This window comes from Rhodoglobus sp., from assembly GCF_053580035.1.
Genome location: NZ_JBMDVL010000001.1, coordinates 305,585 through 327,342, shown reverse-complemented (window position 1 = coordinate 327,342; position 21,758 = coordinate 305,585). Strand labels below are relative to the sequence as shown.

At 57.8% G+C, this 21,758-nt stretch carries 21 protein-coding genes; 18 read left to right on the top strand and 3 right to left on the bottom strand.

Going from position 1 to position 21,758, the window contains the following annotated elements:
- The first annotated feature begins 46 nt into the window (after nucleotides 1-46).
- The 3 genes from secD (at nucleotide 47) to ACOH1Z_RS01585 (ending at nucleotide 5,167) form a co-directional block, all read left to right on the top strand.
- Nucleotides 47-1,792: a protein translocase subunit SecD gene (gene secD, locus ACOH1Z_RS01595; protein WP_449646750.1), complete on the top strand. Its 1,746-nt coding sequence runs from the start codon at nucleotides 47-49 to the stop codon at nucleotides 1,790-1,792.
- A complete protein-coding gene (gene secF / locus ACOH1Z_RS01590; protein WP_449646749.1) occupies nucleotides 1,792-2,808 on the top strand; it encodes a protein translocase subunit SecF in 1,017 nt (338 codons plus the stop codon). The genes secD and secF overlap by 1 nt, the downstream gene beginning before the upstream one ends.
- Nucleotides 2,809-2,920: 112 nt before the next feature.
- Nucleotides 2,921-5,167, top strand: a complete 2,247-nt coding sequence (locus ACOH1Z_RS01585) for a RelA/SpoT family protein (RefSeq protein ID WP_449646748.1) — start codon at nucleotides 2,921-2,923, stop codon at nucleotides 5,165-5,167.
- Here ACOH1Z_RS01585 and ACOH1Z_RS01580 read toward each other — a convergent pair.
- The 3 genes from ACOH1Z_RS01580 to ACOH1Z_RS01570 all read right to left on the bottom strand — a co-directional run bounded on the left by ACOH1Z_RS01580 (nucleotide 5,164) and on the right by ACOH1Z_RS01570 (nucleotide 7,928).
- Complete coding sequence (locus ACOH1Z_RS01580) at nucleotides 5,164-5,736, bottom strand: hypothetical protein (RefSeq protein WP_449646747.1); 573 nt, start codon at nucleotides 5,734-5,736, stop codon at nucleotides 5,164-5,166. The two genes, ACOH1Z_RS01585 and ACOH1Z_RS01580, sit on opposite strands and share 4 nt — an antisense overlap.
- A gap of 82 nt (nucleotides 5,737-5,818) precedes the next feature.
- Nucleotides 5,819-7,048 (bottom strand): DUF349 domain-containing protein, encoded by a 1,230-nt coding sequence (locus ACOH1Z_RS01575; RefSeq protein ID WP_449646746.1) that lies wholly within the window; start codon nucleotides 7,046-7,048, stop codon nucleotides 5,819-5,821.
- Nucleotides 7,049-7,133: 85 nt separating this feature from the next.
- Nucleotides 7,134-7,928, bottom strand: coding sequence for a peptidylprolyl isomerase (locus ACOH1Z_RS01570; RefSeq protein WP_449646745.1), 795 nt, complete (start codon nucleotides 7,926-7,928; stop codon nucleotides 7,134-7,136).
- Between the two features lie 152 nt (nucleotides 7,929-8,080).
- Between ACOH1Z_RS01570 and ACOH1Z_RS01565 the strand changes: the two genes are divergently transcribed.
- The 15 genes from ACOH1Z_RS01565 to ACOH1Z_RS01495 all read left to right on the top strand — a co-directional run bounded on the left by ACOH1Z_RS01565 (nucleotide 8,081) and on the right by ACOH1Z_RS01495 (nucleotide 21,758).
- On the top strand, nucleotides 8,081-9,412 hold the full coding sequence (locus tag ACOH1Z_RS01565; protein WP_449646744.1) for a replication-associated recombination protein A: 1,332 nt from the start codon (nucleotides 8,081-8,083) through the stop codon (nucleotides 9,410-9,412).
- Between the two features lie 251 nt (nucleotides 9,413-9,663).
- Entirely contained in the window at nucleotides 9,664-10,293 is a 630-nt protein-coding gene (gene rpsD / locus ACOH1Z_RS01560; RefSeq protein ID WP_010202678.1) for a 30S ribosomal protein S4, read from the top strand.
- A 118-nt stretch (nucleotides 10,294-10,411) separates the two neighbouring features.
- Entirely contained in the window at nucleotides 10,412-10,774 is a 363-nt protein-coding gene (locus ACOH1Z_RS01555) for a DUF948 domain-containing protein (RefSeq protein ID WP_449646743.1), read from the top strand.
- Nucleotides 10,775-10,842: 68 nt separating this feature from the next.
- Nucleotides 10,843-11,070, top strand: a complete 228-nt coding sequence (locus tag ACOH1Z_RS01550; protein WP_449646742.1) for a hypothetical protein — start codon at nucleotides 10,843-10,845, stop codon at nucleotides 11,068-11,070.
- Between the two features lie 46 nt (nucleotides 11,071-11,116).
- Nucleotides 11,117-13,771: an alanine--tRNA ligase gene (gene alaS, locus ACOH1Z_RS01545; RefSeq protein ID WP_449646741.1), complete on the top strand. Its 2,655-nt coding sequence runs from the start codon at nucleotides 11,117-11,119 to the stop codon at nucleotides 13,769-13,771.
- Between the two features lie 3 nt (nucleotides 13,772-13,774).
- Complete coding sequence (gene ruvX, locus ACOH1Z_RS01540) at nucleotides 13,775-14,236, top strand: Holliday junction resolvase RuvX (protein ID WP_449646740.1); 462 nt, start codon at nucleotides 13,775-13,777, stop codon at nucleotides 14,234-14,236.
- 3 nt (nucleotides 14,237-14,239) lie between these two features.
- Nucleotides 14,240-15,583: an endolytic transglycosylase MltG gene (mltG, locus tag ACOH1Z_RS01535; RefSeq protein ID WP_449646739.1), complete on the top strand. Its 1,344-nt coding sequence runs from the start codon at nucleotides 14,240-14,242 to the stop codon at nucleotides 15,581-15,583.
- The gene (locus ACOH1Z_RS01530; RefSeq protein ID WP_449646738.1) at nucleotides 15,577-16,461 is read left to right on the top strand and encodes a shikimate dehydrogenase; all 885 of its coding nucleotides are present in this window, start codon (nucleotides 15,577-15,579) and stop codon (nucleotides 16,459-16,461) included. Before mltG ends, ACOH1Z_RS01530 begins: the two co-directional genes overlap by 7 nt.
- 81 nt (nucleotides 16,462-16,542) lie before the next feature.
- A complete protein-coding gene (aroC, locus tag ACOH1Z_RS01525; protein ID WP_449646737.1) occupies nucleotides 16,543-17,748 on the top strand; it encodes a chorismate synthase in 1,206 nt (401 codons plus the stop codon).
- Nucleotides 17,738-18,247 carry a shikimate kinase gene (locus ACOH1Z_RS01520; RefSeq protein ID WP_449646736.1) on the top strand — a complete coding sequence of 170 codons (510 nt, stop codon included), beginning with the start codon at nucleotides 17,738-17,740 and terminating at the stop codon, nucleotides 18,245-18,247. Before aroC ends, ACOH1Z_RS01520 begins: the two co-directional genes overlap by 11 nt.
- Nucleotides 18,244-19,320: a 3-dehydroquinate synthase gene (aroB, locus tag ACOH1Z_RS01515; RefSeq protein ID WP_449646735.1), complete on the top strand. Its 1,077-nt coding sequence runs from the start codon at nucleotides 18,244-18,246 to the stop codon at nucleotides 19,318-19,320. Before ACOH1Z_RS01520 ends, aroB begins: the two co-directional genes overlap by 4 nt.
- A gap of 28 nt (nucleotides 19,321-19,348) precedes the next feature.
- Entirely contained in the window at nucleotides 19,349-19,804 is a 456-nt protein-coding gene (locus tag ACOH1Z_RS01510) for a type II 3-dehydroquinate dehydratase (RefSeq protein ID WP_449646734.1), read from the top strand.
- 71 nt (nucleotides 19,805-19,875) lie between these two features.
- Nucleotides 19,876-20,439: an elongation factor P gene (gene efp, locus ACOH1Z_RS01505; RefSeq protein ID WP_449646733.1), complete on the top strand. Its 564-nt coding sequence runs from the start codon at nucleotides 19,876-19,878 to the stop codon at nucleotides 20,437-20,439.
- A complete protein-coding gene (gene nusB / locus ACOH1Z_RS01500) occupies nucleotides 20,440-20,853 on the top strand; it encodes a transcription antitermination factor NusB (RefSeq protein ID WP_449646732.1) in 414 nt (137 codons plus the stop codon).
- Between the two features lie 92 nt (nucleotides 20,854-20,945).
- Nucleotides 20,946-21,758: an ABC transporter ATP-binding protein gene (locus ACOH1Z_RS01495; RefSeq protein ID WP_449646731.1), complete on the top strand. Its 813-nt coding sequence runs from the start codon at nucleotides 20,946-20,948 to the stop codon at nucleotides 21,756-21,758.

Genomic DNA, 21,758 nt, shown 5'->3' with positions numbered 1-21,758 from the left:
GGCGTGCGCTTCTGCACTGCTCTGTTAAGAAAGCTGAGTCAATTAGGTGGCAAGAACTACCCCTGTGAAAAACGCGTGGCGAGCCATCGTCTGGCTCACCGCACTCACGGTGGGGCTCTCCGTATTGATCGGTGCTGGCTCCATTTTCGGTTCGGCCTCCTGGGCTCCGAAGCTCGCTCTTGACCTTGAGGGGGGAACGCAAATCGTTCTCGCCCCTCAGCTCGAGAGCGGACAGACGGTTTCCAAGGAGCAGCTGGCTCAAGCAGTCTCGATTATTCGAGATCGTGTCGACGCCAGTGGTGTCGCTGAAGCTGAAGTTACGACTCAAGGCGCGAGCAACGTCATTGTCTCGATCCCGGGTACTCCTGATAAGGAAACACTCAACCGGATCCAGTCATCGGCAAAGCTCGAATTCCGCCCGGTGCTCTACACCGAGGTCGCGACGACTGCTGCTGCTGAAGCAACTCCTGAACCGACCGATGCGGCGGAGACGCCGGACGGAGAGTCGGCAACGAGCACCCCAGAGCCGACCTTGGCCACAACGCCAACCGCGACACCCACCGACGCAAGCGATCTCAACTGGATTACCGAATCTCTTTTCGACGAATACACCAACTTCGATTGTGCTTCGCTCGACAGCTTTAGCGTTGCTCCCGCTGCTGAGCCGCTCATCACTTGTGATTCGGATGATGCCTTCAAGTACATTCTCGGCCCAGTCGAGGTAGAGGGCAGCACGATCACCGACGCGAGCAGCGGACTGATTTCCAGCTCGCAAGGCGTCAGCACCGGACAGTGGGGCGTCTTCCCGACGTTCAACGCCGAGGGCACCACAGACGTCGCAGCGATGACTACGCGTCTCTTCGGCTTCGACAACACTGATCCGCGCAACCGATTCGGAATCGTGCTCGACGGTCGTGTCATTTCGGCGCCGACGACTCAGGGCATCATTACTGGCGGAAACCCACAGATTTCGGGTTCGTTCGACCAGGACAGCGCAAAAGTTCTTGCTGACCAGTTGAAGTTCGGTGCGCTACCCATTGGTTTCGAAGTACAGAGCAACGATTCCATCTCAGCGACGCTAGGTACAACTCAGCTTAATTCTGGGCTGATCGCTGGTCTGATTGGTCTCCTGCTGGTCGTCATCTACTCGCTGTTCCAATACCGCCTTCTCGGTCTCGTTACGGTGGCTTCGCTTGTAGTCGCCGGAGTGCTCACCTATCTCGTCATCGCCTACCTTTCGTGGCAGCACGGCTACCGACTCTCGTTGGCTGGTGTTGCCGGACTGATTGTGGCGATCGGATTTACCGCGGACTCGTTCATCGTCTACTTCGAACGCATTCGAGACGAACTTCGCGATGGTCGATCTCTGACCGGCGCGGTCGAGGCCGGTTGGAAGCGTGCCCTGCGCACTATCTTCGCTGCGAAGGCCGTCAACCTTCTTTCGGCCGTAGTTCTGTTCGTCCTTGCCGTGGGAAACGTTCGCGGTTTCGCGCTGACCTTGGGACTCACCACAGTGATCGACGTGCTCGTTGTCGTTCTCTTCACGCATCCCATGCTTCAGTTGCTCGCAACAACGAAGTTCTTTGCGAGCGGACACCCCATTAGCGGTCTTGATCCCCGAGCTCTGGGCGCGGTCTACCGCGGTCGAGCTCAGTTCAGAACGCCGGTAGCCACGAAGGCGACCGCGGGAGCAAGCCGCGAGGCTGCTCGCCGCCAAACTATTGCTGAACGAAAAGCTGCTGAGTTGGCGGGAACCGCCAAAGATTCCAGCTCAGATGGAAAGGAATCCTGATGGCTAGCTTCTCGAAGTTCGGCAACGACCTCTACACCGGTGAACTATCGGTTAACTTCATCGGGCGTCGGATGGTGTGGTACACCCTCGCGATAGTTTTGATTGTGGTGTCCATTGCTGGCCCCGCGCTCCGTGGTGGTTACGTACTGGGCATTGAATTTACTGGTGGATCACAATTCCAGATCGACTCGGTCGAAGCGCTAACAGATCCTGCTACCAACGCCGACGCTCAGAACCTTGCGATTGACACCGTATCGGGAGTGGTAGCAGAAGCTGATCCCAAGGTCACCGTGGTGGGAACTGACTCCTTGCGTGTGCAAACGGAACAGCTTGAAGCCGACCAGTCCGACGAGGTGCGCGATGCCTTGGCCGGCGCGTTCAATGTCGACAGCGACCAGGTGGCCGCATCGTTTGTTGGCCCGTCATGGGGCGCAGACATCACGAGTTCTGCACTGCGGGCTTTGCTCGTCTTCGTCGCTCTCGCGGCCATCATGATGGCGATCTATTTCCGCACGTGGAAGATGTCGCTCGCAGCGATGATTGCGTTGCTCCACGACATTGTCATCACTGCCGGCGTCTATGGACTCTTCGGATTCGAGATCACTCCTTCCGCAGTTATCGGGTTCTTGACGATCCTTGGTTTCTCGCTTTACGACACCGTTGTGGTGTTCGACAAAATTCGAGAGAACACCTCGGAAGACGGGGCCGAATCCCGACGCACGTTCGCTGAATCTGTCAACCTTGCGGTTAACCAGACTCTTGTTCGCTCGATCAACACCGGAGTCGTTGCAGCTCTGCCTGTCGGTGCGATTCTCTTCATTGGCGCTTATGTGCTCGGTGCCGGCACGTTGCGCGATATTGCTCTTGCGCTCTTTATCGGAATCATTGTTGGTACTTATTCCACGATCTTCATCGCTGCTCCGCTCTACGCGCAGTTCCGTGAGAATGAGCCTGCAATTCTCAGTCGCACGAAGCGGTTGACCGCAGCGCGCGCCGAAGAGAAGGACCGCAAGTAGCCAGCGTGCGCGGACGTGGATCTCGACGTTCGCAGGCTGCGCAGTGCCCCGATAGGGGTAACGGTATGCCAATGCAGCTACGCGTTCTAGAATTGTTCTAGGGGGTAGCGGAATGAGTGAATCACCACAGTCAGCTGCCTCGTTCCGTGCGCTGTTGCCGAGGATTTTCTCCCGCGCTCAGCCCGCTGGAGCCGTAGAGAATTTACTGCGAACGGTAAAGACTCATCACCCTAAAGCGAACCTTGCACTGATCGAGCGCGCCTATGCCGCAGCTTTCCGAGCGCACGACGGTCAGAAGCGTAAGAGCGGTGAGCCCTACATAACTCATCCCGTCGCGGTGGCGCAGATTCTCGCTGATCTCGGTATCGGTGAGAAGACGATCGCCGCTGCACTCTTGCATGACACCGTTGAAGACACTGACTACTCGCTTGATGAGTTGAGGGTTGAATTCGGCGATGAGATTGCGATGTTGGTCGATGGTGTGACCAAGCTCGACAAGGTCAAGTACGGCGACAGCGCGCAAGCCGAGACGGTGCGCAAGATGATCGTCGCGATGTCGAAAGACATCCGAGTCCTCGTGATTAAGCTGGCCGACCGTCTCCATAACGCTCGCACGTGGGGCTTTGTGCCGCGCGAGTCTGCTTCCCGAAAAGCACAAGAGACACTTGAGATTTATGCACCGCTCGCGCATCGTCTGGGTATTCAGGCGATAAAAATTGAACTCGAAGACCTGTCGTTCGCTGTGCTCCACCCTAAGATCTACGTCGAAATCGAGAGCCTGGTAACTAAGCGCACCCCGATGCGTGACGAATTCGTCAAAGAGGTCATTGCTTCGGTTAATGACGACCTCAAGACATCGCGGATCAAGGGCACTGTCGCTGGCCGTCCGAAACAGTACTACTCGATCTATCAGAAGATGATCGTTCGAGGTCGCGAGTTCGATGAAATTTATGACCTTGTGGGCATTCGTGTTCTCGTGAACTCTGTTCGCGATTGTTATGCGGTGCTTGGGTCGATCCACGCCAGATGGAATCCGATTCCTGGTCGTTTCAAGGACTACATTGCGACGCCTAAGTTCAATCTTTATCAGTCTCTTCACACGACGGTCATCGGACCGCACGGTCGCGCGGTTGAGATCCAGATTCGAACGAGCGAGATGCACCACCGTGCCGAGTTCGGTGTAGCTGCGCACTGGAAATACAAAGACCGTAGTGCGGGCAAGATCGTCGAATCTGGGCCCGTTGATAGCGATATGGCGTGGCTTGCGCACATCACGGACTGGCAGGCCGAAACGTCAGACCCCGGTGAGTTCCTTGAGTCGCTGCGATTCGAGATCGGCGCCAAAGAGGTATACGTCTTCACTCCTCAGGGAAAAGTGATCGGCCTACCAGCTGGCGCGACGCCCGTCGACTTTGCCTACGCGGTGCACACGGAAATCGGGCACCGCACTATGGGTGCCAAGGTCAATGGGCGGCTCGTTCCCCTAGAGACAGAACTCACCAGTGGCGACTCTGTTGAGGTCTTCACCTCCAAGAGTCCGGATGCTGCTCCTAGCCAGGACTGGCTCAGTTTCGTCAAGAGCACTCGAGCCCGAAACAAGATTCGCGCCTGGTTCACGAAGGAACGCCGCGACGAAGCTATCGAGCAGGGCAAGGACGCGATCGCGCGCGCAATGCGTAAGCAGAATATGCCACTGCAAAAGCTCATGAATCACGAGTCTTTCGCCGACCTCGCGTCGACAATGCGTTACGAAGACGTATCTGCGTTGTATGCCGCAGTGGGTGAAGGGCACGTTTCCACTCAGTCGGTAATTGAAAAGCTTGTCGCGTCGCTGAGTTCAGGTACTGAAGAGGACGAAGGGGAACTCACATTCCCCGCGCAGGGAAAGCTGCGTCCCTTCAAGCACTCTGACTCCGGAATTCTCGTGCGGGGAGCGCCAGACATTCTGGTGAAGCTGGCGCGCTGTTGCACCCCGGTACCGGGAGACAAGGTTGTCGGATTTGTCACTCGTGGCGCCGGTGTTTCCGTTCACCGGGCGGATTGTAAGAATGTTCAATCGCTCCTAGACGAGCCCGAGCGCATGATCGACGTTGAATGGGCGCCAACGTCAAAGAGTCTCTTTCTCGTGCAGATTCAGGTTGAGGCGCTCGATCGTTCTGGCTTGCTTTCAGACATCACCAAGGTGCTGAGCGAAACACACGTCAACATTCTTTCTGCCACCGTCAACACGTCAACGGACCGTTTAGCTATCAGCAAATTTGTTTTTGAAATGGGAGATACAACCCATCTCGATCGCGTGCTCAATGCCGTGCGTCGTGTTGACGCGGTCTATGACGTTTATCGCGTCAATAGCGGCTAGCTCGCGGCGGGCTGAGGATGTCTCGCACGCACCAACGTGAGTCGCTCAAGGGCGATCCGTTTTTGGGGCAAATTGCGACGGACCAGCATTGAGTTAGCGCACTCGGAATAATCCAACGTGCCTTCGGTCATCAATGTTGCAATTGCTTGGATCTCGCGGTTTCCGAAGCTCTCGCTAAATCTCAGTAGGTCAATTACTGTGCGGAGTCGTGAGGTCACGCTCACGCCGGCCACGCTATCAATCTCTTCTGGAGAGATCACGACTTCCCGCAGCGTTGCATTCAGGCTCGCATGCGGCCTAGTTCGTGCGCCGATGGCAACGCAGAGCTGATGCCGCCGTGGGGGAGTCACCAGCGCACCCCACACCCAGGCTGCGCTCAACCTCTCGGCAATTATTCGCGGATCGAGCACCACACCGAGGGCCCGTGCACGCAAGTGCGTCGTTTCAAATTCGTCAATAGGGCAGAAGCATTGATCGAGGGCATAGAGCTCTCCATCGAGGACGGCACACTGCAGCTCAACAAGGGGCAGATCGAGTGCGCTGAGCACGGAAGGAAGTCGCGAGGTCATTCCTCTATCGTGCAGTGGCACTCACGCCGACGGTGTGTTCACTCTGGTTCGGTGGACAAACAGATGGCCTGTGGAGAGTCTGCTACTTCAGTGCCCCGAGCCATGCCTTGCGAGCATCTAGTGCGTCCTGAGCATCCGCAATCTTCCTAGCATTGCCGGTGGCCTTCGCTTCAGCAAGTTCGGCTTCAAGTTTCGCGATTGCGTCGTTGAGCTGACCCAAGAATCCTTCGGAACGCTCTTGGCGCTCGGGGTTGCTCTTGTTCCAGTGATCCTCGTCGAGCTTGCGCACGGCCGTTTCGATTTTGCGCAGGCGTTCCTCGGCGACTTTGATCTTGTCGCGAGGGACCTTACCAATTTCATCCCAGCGCTTCTGAATCGACAACAACGACTTCTTGGCTTGAGCGCGGTCTGTGGCGGTCAAGAGTGGCTCGGCCTCGTCGAGCAACGCTTTCTTGAGCTCCCAATTTGCGGTGAACTCGACGTTGTCTTGCGCATCCACCTCGGACTTTGCGGCGTAGAGCACGTCGCCAGCCTGCTTAAACTTTGCCCAGAGTGCATCGTCAAACTTCTTGCCAGCGCGCCCGGCTGCCTTCCAACGATCGAGGAGGCGACGGTAGTTGGGGATGGCGTCGGCACCCTGAGCTACCAACGCTTCCGCTTCGTCGACAAGAGCCTGTTTGTCAGCGCGGGCTTGTTTGTGACTCGTGTCGAGTTCAGCGAAGAATGCGCGGCGATGGGTGTCGATCGTGCTGCGGGCGGCTCGAAAACGCTTCCACAACTCGTTCGCTTCCGCCTTCGGAAGACGGGGGCCATCGGCCTGGTGGGCTTTCCAACGCGCGAAGATGTCGTCGATCTGAGCCGTGACCTGCTTCCACTGTGCTTTGGCAGGATCTGCCGCAGCAAGCGTCTCAGCTTCGACAACAAGGGCAGTTCGCACAGCGATAGCTTCGCCCAGAGCCAGTTTGGCTTCTTCGCTCTGCTTCTCGGTGAGTTTTGAGACCGAGCCACCAAGGGCTTCGACACGTGCGCTGAGCGCCGCGAGATCGCCAACGGCGTTTGCGGTTGCGATTGACTCCTTCAGGGCGCTAATCGCCTTCGAGACGTCTGCGGCGGGCGCACCGTTCTTCACGCGCTGCTCGAGCAACGTCACTTGACCTGCAAGCTCGTGATACTTGCGGGTGAAGTAAGCCAAAGCTTCTTCCGGTGTTCCATCGGGGTATTGACCGACAGCGCGCTCGCTTTCTGCTTCGCGTACAAAGACGGTACCCGTCTCATCGACGCGTCCCCACTCGTTTTGCTCCTGTGTAGCCAATTACTTCACCTTGCTGGTTATGCCGGAAGCCGCTGCCCGGGTGAACCCAAGCTTAGGACAACCACGCTTACGGTCGTTGACGCTGTTACTGGATCGTGAAGCCCGTGATGCTTGTGGCAATCACCGGAGCCCCATCCTCGGCATTGTCGACAATGCCTCCAGAGGTGATCTCGGACTGCAAAGCATCGAGACCAGAAACGACCGTACCGACAATGCTGTAGCCGCCGGCGGTGTCGTCAGGAATTATCGCATCGTCAAAGACGATGAAGAACTGTCGCCCATTGGAGAAGGCATTGTTTCCGGTACGCGCCATTGCGATAGTGCCCGCGGGGTAGAAGCCGCCAACTCCTGCATTTTCCACCGGCCCATAGGCGTAGTCGGGATCACTGGCGCCGGTGCCGTCGAGCGATCCACACTGGATCAACCCGGCGTTCTCAGTTTTCACCATGCGGTGGCAGGTAGTACCGACGTAGTAGTCAGTAGCGATCGAGTCGATGATTGAGGCAACAGCTTGAGGTGCAGCGGCTCCGTCGAGTTCAATTCCGAGAGCCACGTCGTTGAGAGTAAGCTCACCCGTCCACGTGCGGTCTTCGGAGACTGAGACATCTGGAACGTCGCCGACGTTCTCCTGGGCGGCCGCAGTGGGTTCGGGGGTGAAGGACGGCGCGGGTTCCGGCGTTCCTGGTCCAGCACTGAAATAGAACACTTGAGCGGTCGAGACAAGCGCGATTACGAGGATCCCAACGCCAACGGCCAGAACATTGTCGCGCTTGCGGCGTGCAAGAGTGTTCTCATGGACCGCATTGCGGGCAGAGTAGTGGCGCAGGCGTTCCCGAGCGTCTCGTTGCTCGCGTGAATGCTTTTTGCTGGATGCCACCATTACTCCTTGAAGAATTGCGGATTTCGCCGCGGTCGTAGGAACGCCACACTGAACCTTACGGTCTCGTGCGAATCTCGACCAAACGCCACGGCGTTCTAGCCCTGAGCCGAAGGGCTGCGCATTTCATCAGTGCGGACGATTACGATTGACCTATGGATGCTTCCGCAAGTCTTCACAGCGGGGCTACGCCTCTTGCTGTGCGCATGCGTCCGCTGACACTTGACGAGATCGTTGGGCAGAAGCATCTGCTGCAGCGAGGTTCGCCGCTCATGAGTCTCGCATCGGATGCTGGCGGCAGTCATGGCTCGGCATCCATTATTTTGTGGGGTCCTCCGGGCACGGGCAAAACAACCATCGCGAAGGCAATCGCGCGAGGGTCTCAACGCAAGTTCGTTGAATTGTCTGCCGTGACCGCCGGGGTTAAGGACGTGCGTCTGACAATTGAAGAAGCCTTGACCGCGCGCGACCTCTACGGCGTCTCTACCGTGTTGTTTCTCGATGAGATTCACCGGTTCACGAAGGCACAGCAGGATGCTCTGCTGCCGGGGGTCGAGAACGGGTGGATCATTTTGATTGCCGCAACGACCGAGAATCCGTCGTTCTCTGTAATCTCTCCTCTCCTCTCACGGTCATTGTTGTTGACGCTCAATCAACTTGACGATGATGAGCTAGGCGAGTTGGTCGATCGGGCGGTTTCCGACGCTCGTGGACTGAACGATGCGGTAGTGCTTGAATCAGACGCTCGCGCATTGCTTGTACGGCTGTCATCTGGCGACGCGAGACGCGCCCTCACGGCGCTAGAGGCTTCAGCGGTATCGGCTGCCAACGAAGACAACGCTTCGAGTCCACCCGTAGTTACCGCAGAGCATGTTGCCACTGCCGTTGACCGTGCGCTGTTGCGCTACGACCGTCAGGGCGATGAGCACTACGACGTCATCAGCGCTTTTATCAAATCGGTGCGTGGTTCAGACGTCGACGCTGCCATCCACTACTTGGCGAGAATGATCGAAGCGGGTGAAGATCCGCGGTTCATCGCCAGACGGATCATCATCAGTGCCGCTGAAGATGTCGGCGTCGCAGACCCCCAAGCTCTCGTCATCGCCGTCGCTGCGGCCGATGCCGTGCAGATGATCGGGATGCCGGAGGGCCGAATCCCTCTCGCGGAGGCCGTTGTGTATCTCGCGACAGCGCCCAAGTCGAACGCCGCTTATGTTGCCCTGGACGCCGCAATCGCCGATGTTCGCGCGGGAAAGATTGGGCGGGTTCCCAAGCCGCTGCGCGATGCGCACTATCCGGGAGCAAAACGCCTCGGCCATGGCAAGGGGTACCAGTATTCTCACGATTCCGAGTTCGGCGTCGTGAAGCAGCAGTACCTCCCCGATGTCCTTCAGGGGACCGAGTACTACCGCCCAACCAACAACGGAAACGAACGCGACGTGTCGGCTCGACTGGCGAAACTTCGAGAGATTATCCGCGGAGAGTGACCAGCCGACGCGCCAAACCCTTGCTGGCCTCGTTTCGTGCCATAGCGATGCTTGGCGTGTTAGAGTTATGCGTCCCATCGATACGGTTTCGGCGCGCGGCTGCAATGAAACCGGAAATCGCGGAGCAAGGTCTGTAGCCGACCAGTCTCCATTGGGCCATCCCTCTACTTTCTTCTGGTGTGTTGTGTACGCCCGTTCGCGTGCGAGTAATCACCAGAGTGTTCTTACTTGAATCAATCGAAAAGGATCTTGTGTCTACTAAGTCACGTACCCGCAGCAAGACTCGCCTTTCGCGTGCACTGGGCATTGCCCTCACGCCGAAGGCTGCAAAGTACCTCGAAAAGCGCCCCTATGCTCCCGGTGAGCACGGCCGCACCAAGCGCAAGCAGGACAGTGACTACGCTGTTCGTCTTCGCGAGAAGCAGCGTCTACGGGCCCAGTACGGAATCCGTGAAGCTCAGCTGAAGATTCAGTTCGAGGAAGCTCGCAAGACCGCCGGCCTAACCGGTGAGAACTTGGTTGAGCAGCTCGAAATGCGTCTCGATGCACTGCTCGTTCGTTCGGCTATCGCTCGCACGACCGCTCAGGCTCGTCAGATGATCGTTCACCGCCACATCCTGGTTGACGGCCAGCTCGTTGACCGTCCCTCGTTCCGCGTCAAGCCGGGACAGCTCATGCACGTCAAGGCTCGCAGCGAGGGCATGGAAATCTTCCAGGTCGCCGCAGCTGGCGGACACGTGGATGTTCTTCCTAAGACTCCTGGTTACCTCGAAGTTGAAATCGACAAGCTTCAGGCACGTCTCGTACGTCGCCCGAAGCGCGCCGAGGTTCCCGTGACCTGTGAAGTTCAGCTCGTTGTTGAGTACTACGCAGCACGCTAACTAACGCACGAAAGGGTCGGGGCTTATGCTCCGGCCCTTTTTTGCGTTTGGCGGGATGTTGGTGCGATTGTCGAATAGCGTGTAACCACCACTTTTTCTGAGACGGATCGGAGCAAGCATGACTGGCGGAGATATCGCAGGGCTTATCGCGGCAGGAGTATTCGCAGTCCTTGTCGGGTTGCTCGCCGTTCCCTTGCTCAAGTTGGGGCGGGTGTTCGACGAAACGAGTTCCGCAATACGTGGAGTCAGCGACAATCTCGACCCCATGTTTACTGAGGCAACGGCCACAATTTCGGAGACGAATCGCCAATTGGCTCGCGTCGATGCGATCACTCAGAATGTGGAAGAAACCACCGGGAATATCTCAGCATTGGTCGCACTAGCAGCCGCAACCGTCGGCGGCCCTTTGATCAAGATCGCTGGCCTCAGTGCCGGAGTGCGTGCTGCTGTGCTGAGCATCCGCCCGAAGCGCCGTCGCTGACCTTTTCGCACGGCCTAAGCTAGTACGGTTCTAGTACCGCTCTCGCACCCAAATCTGAAGGAGAAGTTATGAAAGGCGCAGTTCTTTTCGTTGTAGGTATTGCCGTCGGTTTCGTCGCAGCCCACCAAGTCGCGAAGACACCTGAAGGCAAGCAGTTCTTCTCTGAGGTTGACAGCAAGGCACGCGAGTTCACGAGTGCCGTTGTTGATGGCTACCGCGAGCGTGAAGCAGAACTTCGCGCAGCAGTGGGCGAGGCAGAAGAAGCTCTCTCGGACTTTTCGCAGCGTTCTAAGTAAGAAAATCAGGGCCCTCGGGCCGCATTATTGAGTTCCCGGGGATCCCATGCAGACCGCAGACATTCAGAACCGTTGGTTGACCTATTTTGGCGACCGTGGTCACACTATTGTTCCTTCAGCCTCGCTCGTCAGCGATGACCCGACGCTGTTGTTCACTGTCGCGGGCATGGTTCCCTTCGTTCCCTATCTGACGGGCCTCGTTCCGGCGCCGTTCGATCGCGCAACGAGCGTTCAGAAGTGCATCCGAACGCTCGATATCGAAGAAGTCGGCAAGACGCCGCGTCACGGAACGTTCTTCCAGATGAACGGAAACTTTTCCTTCGGCGACTATTTCAAAAAGGAAGCCATTCAGTTTGCCTGGGAGTTCCTCACGCTTCCCGAGGCCGATGGGGGACTTGGTTTTCACGCAGAGGACCTCTGGGTCACCGTTTACGAAGACGATGACGATGCTGTCGCCTATTGGAAAGAGACCGCAGGGCTTCCTGACGAGCGCATTCAGCGACTCGGGATGGACAGCAACTACTGGTCAACAGGCCAGCCAGGTCCCGCTGGACCCTGTTCGGAAATTTTCTTCGATCGAGGCCCTGCTTACGGCGCCGATGGCGGCCCAGCCACCGACGACGATCGTTACGTTGAAATCTGGAACCTCGTCTTCATGCAGTACCTCCGTGGCGAAGGTAAAGGCAAAGATTTCTCGATCCTCGGCGAACTGCCCAAGCAGAACATTGACACCGGCATGGGCCTGGAGCGCGTTGCGTTCCTCAAGCAGGGCGTCGAGAACATGTACGAAATCGACCAAGTCCGTCCCGTGCTCGACAAGGCCGCAGAACTTTCTGGCCGCACTTACGGCGCTGACCATGAAGCTGACGTTCGACTGCGCGTAGTCGCTGACCACGTTCGTTCGAGCCTCATGCTCATTGCGGATGGCGTTACTCCCAGCAACGAAGGTCGCGGGTACGTGCTGCGGCGCCTACTACGCCGCACAGTGCGCGCCATGCGCCTGCTTGGGGTTGAAGGAACCACCTTCGCTGAACTCTTTCCCGAGTCGCGGGATGCCATGAAGGCCGCCTACCCCGAAGTCGAGAAAGACTACGATCGCATTTCGCGCGTCGTTCTCGCCGAAGAAGATACCTTCATGCGCACGCTCGCTAGCGGAACAACGATCCTTGACACTGCGGTCGAAAACACCAAGAAGTCCGGCGCTTCGGAACTGCCTAGTGACACCGCATTCCTCCTGCACGACACCTTTGGATTTCCCATCGACCTGACGCTGGAGATGGCGGGCGAAGCTGGACTATCGGTGGACCGCGAAGCTTTTGATTCGCTCATGAAACAGCAGCGCGATCGCGCAAAAGCAGACGCAGGCTCCAAAAAGCAATTCCTTGCTGACCTGTCGGTTTACGGCGCGTTCCGCGCGCTCGGCGAGACCACCTTCACCGGCTACGAAAATCTTGAAACCGAATCTAGCGTTCTCGGGATCATCGTCGACGGCGTCTCGGTATCGCAAGCGACATCCGGCCAAATCGCTGAAGTGATCCTCGCCGAAACGTCGCTCTACGCCGAATCCGGTGGTCAAGAAGCGGATGCGGGTGCGATTGTTGGTGCCAGCTACCACCTAGAGATTCTCGACGTCCAACGCCCGGTAAAGGGACTCATCAGCCACAAGGTGCAAGTGACGTCCGGTGAGGTCGGCGTCGGAGACGCTGCAACAGCGATCGTGGATGCCGATTGGCGTCGCGGCGCAACTCAAGCGCACTCGGCAACCCACGTCATCCACGCAGCTTTGCGTCAAATTTTGGGCAAGGATGCTCACCAGTCTGGTTCATACAACAAGGCTGGCTACATGCGTCTGGACTTCTCGTGGTCGCAGGCTCTCTCGGCTGAGACAAAGTCTGAGATTGAAGAAGTCGCGAACACTGCTGTGCGTGACAACCTCGAAGTCACGACACGAATCATGGCACTCGATGACGCCAAGGACCTCGGCGCGATGGCGCTGTTTGGTGAGAAGTACGGCGATACGGTTCGCGTTGTCGAAATCGGTGGACCTTGGTCGCTCGAGTTGTGTGCTGGCACCCACGTTGCCCGTTCCGCTGAGATCGGACTTATTTCGCTCGTTGGTGAGTCGTCGGTCGGATCGTCAAACCGCCGCGTTGAGTCCTTCGTCGGCATGAGCGCATTCCGAAACTTTGCAGCGGAGCGCGCAATCGTCTCAGAACTTACTGCCAATTTGAAGACGCCTAAGGAGCAATTGCCTGATCGGATTGCCGAACTGATGGCAAACCTTAAGGCAGCCGAGCGCAAGATTGCCCAGCTTGAGGCTGGCCAGCTCTCGCAGCGCGTACCGGCCTTGGTCGAGACAGCGCAAGTGCTGGGCTCGGTGAAGGCCGTCGTCGAGAATGTTGGCGAGCTTCCGTCAAACGATGACCTTCGTGGACTTGTCCAGTCAGTTCGTGAGCGGCTCGGCTCGAAGGCTGCTGTCGTAGCACTTGCTGCCACAATTGGCGAAAAGCCTGCCGTCATTGTCGCGACCAATGAGGCGGCTCGTGCTCATGGTCTCGCCGCTGGGGCACTGGCCAAGGCGGCAGCAGGGGTGCTCGGTGGCGGCGGTGGCGGCAAGCCAGACATCGCACAGGGTGGTGGCGCAAACCCCGCTTCGATTCCCGACGCTCTCGCACTTATCGTCTCGACTCTGTCCGCTTAGTCCATGCGCTCAGGTACTCGAATCGGTATTGACGTCGGAAAAGTTCGGGTCGGGGTTGCGAGAAGCGACCCTCACGGGATGTTGGCGACCCCAGTAGAGACGGTGAAGCGCGCACAAGCAAGTATCACAAGAGTGCTGGCTATCGCGAAGGAATACGAGGCTGTTGAACTGGTCGTCGGCCTCCCCATCGCTCTTTCTGGACGGGATACTGCGTCAACCGGTGATGCTCGAGAATTCGCTCAACAGCTTGCCGATAGCTCCGATTTGCCCGTGCGGCTCGTAGATGAGCGGATGACCACGATGAGTGCGCATACTGCGCTGCGGGCATCCGGTCGCACCGCAAAAAATTCTCGCTCGGTCGTCGATCAGGTTGCCGCCGTTATAATTTTGCAACACGCCCTCGACTTCGAGCGCTCAGCGGCGCGATTGCCCGGAGAACTTGTCGAACCGACGCTAGGATCCTGAACCATGGCCGATGAACCGAACTGGGAAGATATCTTCAACGATCAACCCGGTGAAAGTGCACCGAAGTCGGCTCGCGCCGCGGCCTCGCATGGCACCGAACGTGCCGATGGCGCGGCAAGCACCGAATCCTCTACTCCGGTAGTAGGCGCTGGCGAACAGCCACTGACCCGGCGCGAAGCGCGAGCGGCTCACGAGGCGCAAGCATCGCGGGGGAGGACCGCAGAAGCTGCTCCGGAAACTGACGGTTCGACACCAGGAGGCCTACCACGCAAGCGTCGTTGGTGGCTCATCATTGGGCTCCCGATTCTTGTTATTGCCATCGCCGGTGCTGCAGTCGCAACTTTTGCGTGGGTCAACTACGAAGAGAAGATCCGCGAAGTGCTCGGCTGGGAACTGCCAAACGACTTTGAAGGAAGTGGCAACGGCGAGGAAGTTATCGTCACCGTCAACTCGGGTGATATCGGATCCGATATCGCGCGGAGCCTTAATGTTGCTGGCGTCACGATGACCTTCGATGCGTTCTACGATCTGTTGCTTGCGCAAGAAACGGACCCAGCCTTCTTTCCAGGAAACTACTCCCTTCAAAAGGAGATGAGTGCTCAATCTGCACTTGATGCTCTGCTTGACCCAGAGAACAAGGTAACCGACAGAGTCTTGATCACCGAGGGCACAACCTTGCCCGACGCGCTCGAAATCATCTCCCAAACCACCGGCATTGCCCTCGCTGATGTGCAGGCGGCATCCGAAGATCTCGCACACTTTGGGCTTCCCGCCGAAGCTGTCAGCCTTGAGGGCTACCTGTTCCCTGCAACCTACGAACTCGACGGCAGCCAAGACCCCTACGTCGTACTCGACCTGATGGTCAACACCATGTACGAGAAGTTGGATGCAGCGGGTGTCCCTGTTGAAGACCGCTACCGAATTCTGACAATGGCAGCGCTTGTCCAGCGCGAAGCCGGCCCCAATACCGACGACTTCTACAAAATTGCCCGTGTCTTCTACAACCGACTCGATCAGGGGATGTTGCTTCAGTCCGACGCGACCGTCGCCTATGGCACCGGAAATCTCCACACGGTGTGGACAACAGACTCCGAACGCGCTGATGCCAGCAATCCCTACAACACGTACGCCAATCCCGGTCTGCCTGTCGGACCGATTGGTCTCCCCGGCGAGTTGGCGATCGATGCTGCCCTGAACCCTGCCGCCGGCGACTGGCTATTCTTCGTTCCGATCAACTTGGCGACAGGGGAGACGGTCTTCACCAGCAATGTTGACGACCATGAGGCTGCAGCCCAGCAGCTTCGCGATTGGTGCGCCGAGAGCGAAGAGAATGGCAGCTATTGCTAGACAGCTCACGTGTTCCGGCCGCGGGATCCGCCCGATCGAAGCTTGCCGTTCTCGGTTCTCCCATCGCTCACTCGTTGAGCCCGGCAATCCATCGTGCGGCGTACAAAACTCTCGGTTTCGATTGGGAATACGATGCAATCGATCTGTCAGAAGAGTCTCTGCCCGCGTTTCTTGCGGCTCTCGATGGACGCTGGCGTGGACTGTCACTGACGATGCCTCTCAAGCGCGATGTCGTTCCACTACTCGATTGGGCTGACCCGCTTGTTGAGCTCGTTGGAGGGGCAAACACTGTCGTAGTGACGGATGCCGGTCTCCGTGGCTACAACACGGACGTCGAGGGCGCCATGCGCAGTTTTCTCGATGCCGGATTGTCGAGCTTGGAATCCGTCTGGATTCTGGGGGCGGGTGCCACTGCCGCATCGCTTCTCGTGGCTTCTGTTCGTCTCGGCGCGCAAAAGATCGTCATCTTCGCGCGCCGCCCAGCAAAAGCGGAACCCCTCAAGGTGCTTGGCGAGTCGCTCGGTGCAACGATTATTGTTCGACAATGGCACGATGCGGCTCGGGCGGCCGACATTCCCTCTGTTGTTGTCACAACGGTCCCTGGCGGGGCCATAGATCTTGAGTTCGCTGAGGCTGTGCGCAAGCAAGCAGCCCTCTTTGATGTTGCCTATGACCCATGGCCGAGCGACATTGCGCACAGCTGGATGGCTGCAAGCGGAACAGTAATTTCTGGTCATGATTTGCTGATCAATCAGGCCATTGCTCAAGTACGTATTTTTGCCTCAGGAACGCCAGATGTGCCGCTGGCGCATGAGGCGGATGCGATTGACTCGATGCGTGCCGCAATTGAGACGCCGTCGATTCGCGACGAGGTCTAGCAACAGGTACGGCGAGTTCACTGGGACGGTGATCCAGCACTGCGTAAAATGTGGCGTCATCTCGTGTGGGAGGATTGACGCATGCTTCGATGGTTAACGGCCGGTGAATCTCACGGCCCAGAATTGGTCGCAATTCTTGAGGGGATGCCTTCGGGCGTGCCCATCTCACCTGAACAAATTCAGGCGGACTTGGTGCGTCGTACGCTCGGCTATGGCCGTGGTGCCCGCATGAAGTTTGAGCAGGATGAGCTCACGCTGAGTGGGGGAATCCGTTTCGGTGCCACGATGGGTAGCCCCATTGCGTTGCGCATCGGTAACACTGAATGGCCTCGGTGGGTCGAAGTGATGAGTCCGGTTCCCGTCGACCCAGAGACTCTGCCCAAGGGGCGCGGCGCCGCCCTCACGCGTCCGCGTCCGGGGCACGCCGACCTCACAGGGATGCAAAAGTACGACTTTGCCGAGTCCCGTAACGTTCTCGAACGAGCGAGCGCACGCGAAACTGCAGCTCGCGTTGCTCTCGGGGCCGTTGCGCGCGCGTTCCTCGACGGTCTCGGAATTCATCTCGTTAGTCACACTCTGTCGATTGGTACGGTTCGGGTGCCAGCAGGAAGCGCACTGCCAACACCCGGCGATGTTGCGACCCTCGACGCCGACCTTTTGCGGTGCTTCAACCCCGAGACATCTGAGCAAATGGTTGCTGAGGTCGATCTCGCCCATGAAGATGGCGACACCCTCGGGGGAATCGTCGAAGTCCTCGCCTATGGCTTGCCACCGGGACTCGGTTCGTACACCCACTGGGATCGTCGTCTCGACGCGCAGCTTTCTGCCGCACTCATGGGCATCCAAGCGATCAAGGGCGTCGAAGTCGGGGATGGTTTCGAGACAGCTGCACGTCGTGGTTCAGTCGCGCACGATGAACTTGTGCACTCGCCTGACGGAATCTCTCGAGAGAGTGACCGTGCCGGCGGAATCGAAGGCGGAATGTCTACCGGCACTGTCTTGCGTGTTCGTGCCGCCATGAAGCCAATCTCGACGGTTCCTCGTGCTCTTCGAACGGTGGATATTGCGACGGGCGAAGCAGCCGTGGCGCATCATCAGCGTTCGGATGTGTGTGCCGTTCCCGCTGCGGGCGTGGTAGCGGAAGCGATGGTTGCGCTCACTCTGGCGAACTCAGTGCTCGAAAAATTTGGTGGAGATTCGCTTGGCGAAACTAAGCGAAACCTCGAGGCATACCTAGCCGCGATCCCTGATGCGCTCCAGACCACCGGGGCTACGTATGCTCAATGATGGCGGAGCGATCGTTGTCATCATTGGGGCGCCCGGTGCAGGAAAAACTAAAGCAGGCAAGCGACTAGCCAAAATTTTGGATGTGCCCCTTGTCGACACTGACAAGGTTGTCGTCGCCTCACACGGCCCCATCCCTGAACTATTCGCAGAATTTGGCGAAGAATATTTTCGTGCGCGAGAGCGCGAAGCCGTCGCCAACGCACTACTCGAACCTGCCGTCGTCACTCTGGGTGGGGGAGCGGTGCTGAACCTGGAGACGCGTGCTGACCTTGCGTCCCACCGCGTTGTGCAATTGACGATGTCGAAGGCTGCCGCGCGCCTGCGGATTGCCGGAAGTAAACGGCCATTGGCCAATAACGCTGATGAATGGGAAAAGCTCGTCGAAGCCCGTCGTCCTATTTATGACGAGCTTGCTTCTCTCACGATTGATACCTCACTTAAGCCTATGGAGAAAGTTGCGCGCGAGATCGCCGACTGGTTGGGAACCCAACAGCAATGACTGAAACCACGATCATCCCGGTCCCTGGAACGAGCCCCTACGATGTTCTCATCGGCCGAGGCCTGCTGCCGAAGCTCGCTGAGCAGCTAGGTCCGCGAGTAACAAAGGTGTTGATCATTCACCCGCCGACGCTTGGTGCGAGAGCAAATGCACTGCGCGAGTCGCTCTCGGAGAACTACGAGGTACTTCTTGCGGAGATTCCGGATGCCGAAGACGCCAAGCGGATCGAAGTTGCCGCTTTTTGCTGGCAGATCATGGGTCAGACCGATTTCACTCGCACCGATGCTGTGATTGGTTTCGGCGGGGGAGCAGCGACTGACCTTGCTGGCTTTGTCGCCGCCACCTGGCTGCGCGGAATCAAGCTCATTCAGTGCCCAACGAGTGTCGCGGGCATGGTTGACGCTGCTGTGGGTGGAAAAACCGGAATCAACACTGCTGAAGGCAAGAATCTTGTGGGAGCGTTCTATGCCCCGAGCGCTGTGGTCGCGGACCTCGACGTGTTAGAAGACCTTCCTCGCAACGAGATCTTGGCCGGATTCGCTGAGATCGTCAAGTGCGGATTCATCGGTGAGCCCGAAATTCTTGACATCATTGAAGCTGACGTCGACAAGGTCATCGATCCACATTCTGAACAGTTTCGGCGCGTTGTTGAATTGTCGATCGGACTGAAAGCTCGTGTAGTTGGCGAAGACTTCACGGAGACCGGTCTTCGAGAGATTCTGAACTACGGGCACACTCTTGGTCACGCAATTGAGCATGCCGAGCGTTACCGCTGGCGTCACGGCGCTGCAGTGTCCGTCGGAATGGTTTTTGCTGCGGAACTAGCCCACCTCGCTGGATCGCTCAGTTCTGAAGTTGTCGACAGGCACCGGAGCATCCTGCAGTCGCTCAGCTTGCCCATCGATTACCCCCTCGGTCGTTGGAACACTCTTCTCGCGACTATGCAGCGCGATAAGAAGGCCCGGGCGGGAATGATTCGTTTTGTGGTGCTCGACTCGGTCGGCCGCACATCCATGTTGAATGGCCCCGACGAAGCGATGCTGTACTCCGCCTATCAGGAAGTCGGGGTCTAGCGGGCTCGTGCCTCGCTAGAGTGGAGCGGTGACTACAGTATTTGTCCTCAATGGGCCCAACCTCAGCAGGCTCGGCAGTCGAGAGCCTGATGTTTATGGTGGGGGAACGCTTCGCGAGCTGCAATCCGCTCTTGAAGCTCACACCCGAGGGCTGGCCAATGGAGAAAATGTTGTGCTCGACTTTCGCCAAACCGACAGCGAAACAGAACTGATTTCTTGGCTCCATGAGGCTGTCGATTCAGGATCGCCGGTCATCATGAATCCTGCTGCTTTCACTCACTACTCGTACGCTCTGCGGGATGCTGCAGCTCAAGTCACTGGCGCAGGGCTCCCGCTCGTGGAGGTGCACATCACGAATCCACACGCCAGAGAAGAATTCCGTCACACGAGCGTGATTTCTGGTGTGGCAACCGGAGTGATTGCCGGATTCGGTTTCGAATCGTACATTCTCGCCCTCGACGCGGTTGCTCGTCGACTCAGTTAGACTCGAACGTCGCATTTGTCGCCTTCGCGACTTACTCGCGCTTTTGCTCGTTAACAGAAACGGATTTACGCATGGCCTCTACCGCTGACATCAGGAACGGCGTCGTTCTCAACATGGACGGTGGATTGTGGACCGTTATCGAGTTCCAACACGTCAAGCCCGGCAAGGGTGGCGCTTTCGTTCGAACCAAGGTGAAGAACGTGCGTTCGGGTAAGACCGTTGACCGCACATTCAACGCTGGCGCCAAGATCGAGACCGAGACTGTTGACCGTTCCGAATTCCAGTACCTGTACAAGGACATGGAAAATTTCGTGTTCATGAACACGAGCGACTACGACCAGATCACGTTGAGTGCTGAAGCTGTTGGCGATGCCGCAAACTTTATGCTCGAGAACCAGAACGTGGTAATCGCACTCCACAACGGTGACCCTCTCTACGTCGAGCTCCCGGCATCCGTTGTTCTGGAGATCACGTACACGGAGCCTGGCCTTCAGGGCGACCGTTCGACCGGTGGCAGCAAGCCTGCGACCGTCGAAACCGGATATCAGATTCAGGTTCCTTTGTTCCTCGAGCAGGGCACCCGCGTCAAGGTTGATACTCGCGATGGTAGCTACCTCGGCCGCGTGAACGAGTAAATGGGGGCACGCAGCAAGGCGCGTAAGCGCGCGCTTGACCTTATGTACGGTGCCGATGTTCGTGGCGAAAGCATCAACGAAGCGTTGGCAGCAGAGTCACTCCGTGCGATGAACGATCCGGCACGGGCAACCTCGTGGGCGTACGCCCAGCAAGTTGTCTTAGGGATTACCGCTCACGGTGACGAGATTGATGAACTCATCGAGACCTATTCGCAGGGGTGGCCCCTTAACCGGATGCCCGCGGTAGATCGCGCTCTATTGCGTATCGGTCTCTGGGAAATCTTGTACAACGATGATGTTCCCACCGGTGTCGCGATTTCTGAAGCCGTCGAATCGGCCAAGGTTCACTCCACTGAAGATTCAGCAGGTTTCATCAACGGTTTGCTCGGTCGCATTGCGGCCAGTAGCGAGTAACTAGCTCTATTGTGACGTAGCGTTACGCAGTTGCGTGACGCTACGTTACGGCGCAGATCGCCATTGTCGCCGAGGAGTTCTAGCGTTCAGGGATGAGTTCTTCATCCCCCCGCCGCAGCACGGCAGCCGATGCGCTGTCCGTCAGTATTCGCGATCTCTCGCGAAGGTTTGGCGAGCGCCGTGTTCTCAACAACATCGATCTCGACATCAGCGCCGGAGAAATTGTTGCCCTCATCGGGCCCTCTGGCTGCGGCAAGTCAACGCTGTTGCGCCATATCGGTGGATTGGATTCACCAACCGGTGGCGCAATCAGCATCGGCGGTGCACCCGTTACCGGTCTTGACGCGCGTTCGGCAATTGCTTTTCAAGAGCCTCGTTTGCTTCCGTGGCGTTCGATCAAACGAAATGTCGAGGTCGGGCTTCCTCGTGGCAAGCCTACGAGCGACGATAGCGATCGGGTCGCTGACCTCCTCGAGCTTGTCAAACTGTCTGAATCTGCACAGCTTCGCCCGCGGGAAATCTCGGGGGGAATGGCGCAGCGAGTTTCTCTCGCGCGAGCTCTCGCCCGCCGGCCAGGCGTGCTCCTTCTCGACGAACCTTTCGGAGCGCTCGACGCGCTAACGAGGCTCTCAATGCAAGATCTGCTTCTCGAGCTTCATGCTGCTGAACCCGCCACTATCGTCATCGTCACTCACGATGTTGATGAAGCGCTCTACTTAGCGGATCGCGTCATTTTGCTTGGTGCGGTCGGTAGTGACACCGCACACGAGGGCTCGAGTATCAGGGCCACTGTCACTGTCCCCGGTGTGCGCCCTCGTGATCGCGGCAGCGGAGATCTTGCCGAACTTCGGGCCGAACTACTTGAAGGCCTCGGGGTTCCCACCCACCATCTCAGTTCCCACTAA

Coding starts and splice junctions, on each gene's coding strand:
- secF (WP_449646749.1), top strand. CDS start 1,792: ATGGCTAGCTTCTCGAAGTTCGGCAACGACCTCTACACCGGTGAACTA.
- ACOH1Z_RS01585 (WP_449646748.1), top strand. CDS start 2,921: ATGAGTGAATCACCACAGTCAGCTGCCTCGTTCCGTGCGCTGTTGCCG.
- ACOH1Z_RS01580 (WP_449646747.1), bottom strand. CDS start 5,736: ATGACCTCGCGACTTCCTTCCGTGCTCAGCGCACTCGATCTGCCCCTT.
- ACOH1Z_RS01570 (WP_449646745.1), bottom strand. CDS start 7,928: ATGGTGGCATCCAGCAAAAAGCATTCACGCGAGCAACGAGACGCTCGG.
- ACOH1Z_RS01565 (WP_449646744.1), top strand. CDS start 8,081: ATGGATGCTTCCGCAAGTCTTCACAGCGGGGCTACGCCTCTTGCTGTG.
- ACOH1Z_RS01555 (WP_449646743.1), top strand. CDS start 10,412: ATGACTGGCGGAGATATCGCAGGGCTTATCGCGGCAGGAGTATTCGCA.
- ACOH1Z_RS01550 (WP_449646742.1), top strand. CDS start 10,843: ATGAAAGGCGCAGTTCTTTTCGTTGTAGGTATTGCCGTCGGTTTCGTC.
- alaS (WP_449646741.1), top strand. CDS start 11,117: ATGCAGACCGCAGACATTCAGAACCGTTGGTTGACCTATTTTGGCGAC.
- ruvX (WP_449646740.1), top strand. CDS start 13,775: ATGCGCTCAGGTACTCGAATCGGTATTGACGTCGGAAAAGTTCGGGTC.
- mltG (WP_449646739.1), top strand. CDS start 14,240: ATGGCCGATGAACCGAACTGGGAAGATATCTTCAACGATCAACCCGGT.
- aroC (WP_449646737.1), top strand. CDS start 16,543: ATGCTTCGATGGTTAACGGCCGGTGAATCTCACGGCCCAGAATTGGTC.
- ACOH1Z_RS01520 (WP_449646736.1), top strand. CDS start 17,738: ATGCTCAATGATGGCGGAGCGATCGTTGTCATCATTGGGGCGCCCGGT.
- aroB (WP_449646735.1), top strand. CDS start 18,244: ATGACTGAAACCACGATCATCCCGGTCCCTGGAACGAGCCCCTACGAT.
- efp (WP_449646733.1), top strand. CDS start 19,876: ATGGCCTCTACCGCTGACATCAGGAACGGCGTCGTTCTCAACATGGAC.
- nusB (WP_449646732.1), top strand. CDS start 20,440: ATGGGGGCACGCAGCAAGGCGCGTAAGCGCGCGCTTGACCTTATGTAC.
- ACOH1Z_RS01495 (WP_449646731.1), top strand. CDS start 20,946: ATGAGTTCTTCATCCCCCCGCCGCAGCACGGCAGCCGATGCGCTGTCC.